Annotated in this window: 3 protein-coding genes; all 3 read right to left on the bottom strand. The window is 67.7% G+C overall.

Features of this window, described 5'->3' with window-relative positions:
* Positions 1 to 183: 183 nt before the first annotated feature.
* Positions 184 to 1,767, bottom strand: a complete 1,584-nt coding sequence (locus IH13_RS0115835; RefSeq protein WP_031084910.1) for a sodium:solute symporter family protein — start codon at positions 1,765 to 1,767, stop codon at positions 184 to 186.
* Between the two features lie 677 nt (positions 1,768 to 2,444).
* Positions 2,445 to 2,651 (bottom strand): DUF397 domain-containing protein, encoded by a 207-nt coding sequence (locus tag IH13_RS0115830; protein WP_031084909.1) that lies wholly within the window; start codon positions 2,649 to 2,651, stop codon positions 2,445 to 2,447.
* Between the two features lie 185 nt (positions 2,652 to 2,836).
* On the bottom strand, positions 2,837 to 3,575 hold a 739-nt coding region (locus IH13_RS0115825), incomplete at its 5' end, for a DUF5753 domain-containing protein (protein WP_031084907.1).

Raw genomic sequence — 3,575 nt, 5'->3', positions numbered from 1 at the left:
TGGTTCGCCTGGTCCGTGCGGCGGCCGTGCACCCACCCACGCCGAAGCCTGCGTGCCCGGCCGCCCGCGCCGAGGGCGGCATGTCCGCACCGAAGCCCGCGTGCCCGGCCGCCCGCGCCGGGGACCGTACGCCCGTACCGAAGCCCGCGTGCCCGCCCGGCCGCGCCGAGGGCCGGCCGGAGGTCAGTCCTTCGCTCCTTCCGGGACGCCCGTGCCCTCAGGGCCGGTCCGCTGGCCGGGTACGGCCGTCGCCCCCGAGGCGTCCGCTGGGCCGTCGCCGTCGGAGTTGATCTTCTCGATGAGGGCGTCGCGCTCCGGGGTGTCCTCGGGCCTGACGAGGCCGATGACGACGTAGAGCACCAGGGAGATCGCCAGTGGCAGCGCCACCTGGTATTGGAGGGCGACATCCGTCTTCACCGAACCGTCCAGTTCGTAGTTGGTGAAGTAGAACGCGAGCAGCCCCGCCGCCCAGCTGGTGAGCGCCGCCGTCGGACCCGACCGGCGGAACCTGCGCAGCAGGCCCAGCATGAACGGGATCGCGATCGGCCCCATCAGGCCCGCCACCCACTTGATGACGACCGAGATGATGTCCTTGAAGGCCGGCGAGTTGATCTGCGTGGCCAGCGCCATCGACAGGACGAGGAAGCCCAGCGTCGAGATCCGGGCGGCCAGCAGCCCGCTGCGGTCGTTCCAGGAGCGGGCCGCCTTGGAGAAGACGGGGACGATGTCCCTGGTGAAGACGGCCGAGATGGCGTTGGCGTCCGAGGAGCACATGGCCATCGTGTGCGAGAAGAAGCCCACGATCACCAGGCCCAGCAGCCCGTGCGGCAGCAACTGCTCGGCCATCAGGGCGTAACTGTCCGAGGCGTCCGGCTTCTCGGCCTCCACGAGCAGGGGGGCCGCCCACATCGGGAAGAAGAGCACGGCCGGCCAGATGAGCCACAGGAGGGCGGAGAGCCGGGCCGAGCGGGTCGCGGAGCGTGCCGAGTCCGTGGCCATGTAGCGCTGGGCCTGGTTCCACATGCCGCCGTTGTACTCGAAGGTCTTGATGAAGAGGTAGGCCAGGAGGAAGGTCACGGTGTAGGGACCCGCCGTCGGCTCCGCGTGACCCTCGGGGAGCTTGTCCCAGACCGTCCACAGGGAGTCGAAGCCGCCCAGTTCGTGCAGGGTGATGACGAGCATGGCCAGACCGGCCAGGAGCTGGATGACGAACTGCCCCAACTCCGTGAGCGCGTCGGCCCACAGGCCGCCGACCGTGCAGTAGACGGCGGTGATGGCCCCGGTGATGAAGATGCCCTGGGTGAGGCTGATTCCGGTGAAGACGGAGAGCAGCGTCGCGATCGCCGCCCACTTGGCGCCGACGTCCACGATCTTTAGCAGCAGCCCCGACCAGGCAAGGGCCTGCTGGGTCGGGACGTTGTACCGGTTCTTCAGGTATTCGAGCGGTGAGGCGACGTGCAGCCGTGAGCGCACCCGGTTGAGCCGGGGCGCGAAGAGCTTCGCCCCGATACCGATGCCGATGGCGATCGGCAGCGACCAGGTCACGAAGGCCGTCACGCCGTACTGGTAGGCGATCCCGGCGTATCCGGTGAACATCACCGCGCTGTAGCCGGACATGTGGTGCGAGATGCCCGACAGCCACCACGGCATCCTGCCGCCTGCCGTGAAGAAGTCGCTGACGTCACCGACGCGCTTGTGCGACCAGAGTCCGATCGCGACCATCACGCCGAAATAGCCGATGAGCACGGTCCAGTCGAGACTGTTCATGTGCCCCCTCCAGGGGTCCGCCTTGCGAACGGGAACACACTTCGTCGGTACGGCCGTTCAGCGGGGCCCCCTGCGGGAAAGGGACTGCGGGAAGTGAACCGTCTGTCCGCACGCCCGGTCAAGTTTGCGGCGGTCAGGAATGTGAACACAGATCAGCAAGGCGAACAATTTTGCGCCTTCTTGACCTCAGGGGGCGTTGTCGCGGACGTGACCGCGGCCACACGATGGGCGGGCACTTCGTCAGGCTGAGCGGAGACGTGGGCAAGAGAGCGGCGACGCCGCCGACCGTGACGGCAACAGCGGCTGTGACGGCAACAGCGGCTGGGACGGCAGCGGCAGCGACGACGGCAAGCGGTAGCGACGGCAGTGGTGGCGACGGAGCCGGACGCGAAACACGGAACGGCCGCACGGGATGCGGGTCCCGTGCGGCCGGAGAAGGAGGAAGCCTGAACGATGCGGCTCTTGAGTAGCGCTTACTGAATGCGCGGGCGTCGGGCATCCGCCCGTCGGACACCGATGCGCGGGAGTCCGGGCGGTATGCGTGGGGTGCCGGCCGCGCCTGCCGACACCGCGCCATTCATGGGCCGAGCCCCCTCGGCCAGGACGGCGAACCAGTCGAGAGGGCTCCTGGCGATGATGCGCGATGACCATCGCGCCACACGCGGTCGATCAGCCGGTCAGGCGTCCACGGTGCCCGCTGCGACATCGCGTACGAACGCGTTCCACGCGCCGGGCACGAAGGTCAGCGAGGGGCCTTCGGGGGCCTTCGAGTCGCGCACGGCGATGGACCGCGCGACGGGGGACTTGACCTCGACGCATGCGCCGTTGCCGCCGGAGTACGACGACTTGGTCCACTTTTCGGTAGCGCCCTGAAGAATAGCCACGGTGACTCCGGTTCAGAGAGGTGTGTGAGCGACACCAACTGCGTTCGTGTTGGCGTGATCGACGCTACTCGCGAACACGAAGCCGTGGAGGAGCCGTTCACTCGACCGGATGGCATATTCCGTGCGTGCTGTCCGTGTGAGGTGGTGACGGTGTATCTTCCCGCCCCCACCTCCCGTGAAGGGACTCAGGCGGTGTATTCCTTGGCGATCTTGCTGATGAATTCACGCGTCTGCTCCACGTTCAGGGCCTGGGCGCGCAGGTGCTCGTACATGACGCTGTAGCGCTGTACGTCCTGGGCCTTCTCCAGATAGAGGTCACTGGTGACCCCTTCGATGTACACGACGCTGGAATCGGCGGCATCGGGGAATTCGAGAATGGCGTACTGCCCGTTGATGCCGGGGTGCGCGCCCATGTCGAACGGCAGTACCTGCACGGTGACATGAGGCAGGTGCGACTGTTCGATGAGGTGTTCCAGCTGCTCGACCATCACCTGCTTGTCGCCGACCCGCCGGCGCAGCGCGGACTCGTCGATGACGGCCCACAGGCGCAGGGGCTGCTCGACGGAGTTGACCCGGTCCTGTCGTCTGGCCCGTACGTTGACCCGCTTCTCGATGTCGGAGGGAGGGGCCTCCGGGAGCGCGCCGCTGATCACCGCCTCCGCGTAACTCCGGGTCTGCAGAAGGCCCGGGACGACCTGGGGCTCGTACACGCGAAGGGACTCCGCGTCCGTCTCCAGGCCGATGTAGACGCTGTACGGGATGTCGCCGAACGCGTGCCACCAGCCCTGCTGGCGTGAGTCCTTGGCCATCTGCATGAGCGAGTCCACGACCCGGTGGTCCTCGACCTCGTACACCCCGCAGAGGTCGCGCACATCGCGCTGGCTGATGGAACGGCGGCCGTTCTCCAGGCGGCTGATCTTCGAC

The sequence above is a fragment of the Streptomyces sp. NRRL WC-3549 genome, assembly GCF_000721935.1.
Lineage (GTDB): Bacteria > Actinomycetota > Actinomycetes > Streptomycetales > Streptomycetaceae > Streptomyces.
Note: the sequence above shows the minus strand (reverse complement) of the source record. Positions and strands in the feature narration are given on the sequence as shown.

Bases quoted from the DNA above. Each gene is read 5' to 3' on its own strand.
- IH13_RS0115835 (WP_031084910.1), bottom strand. From the start codon at position 1,767: ATGAACAGTCTCGACTGGACCGTGCTCATCGGCTATTTCGGCGTGATG.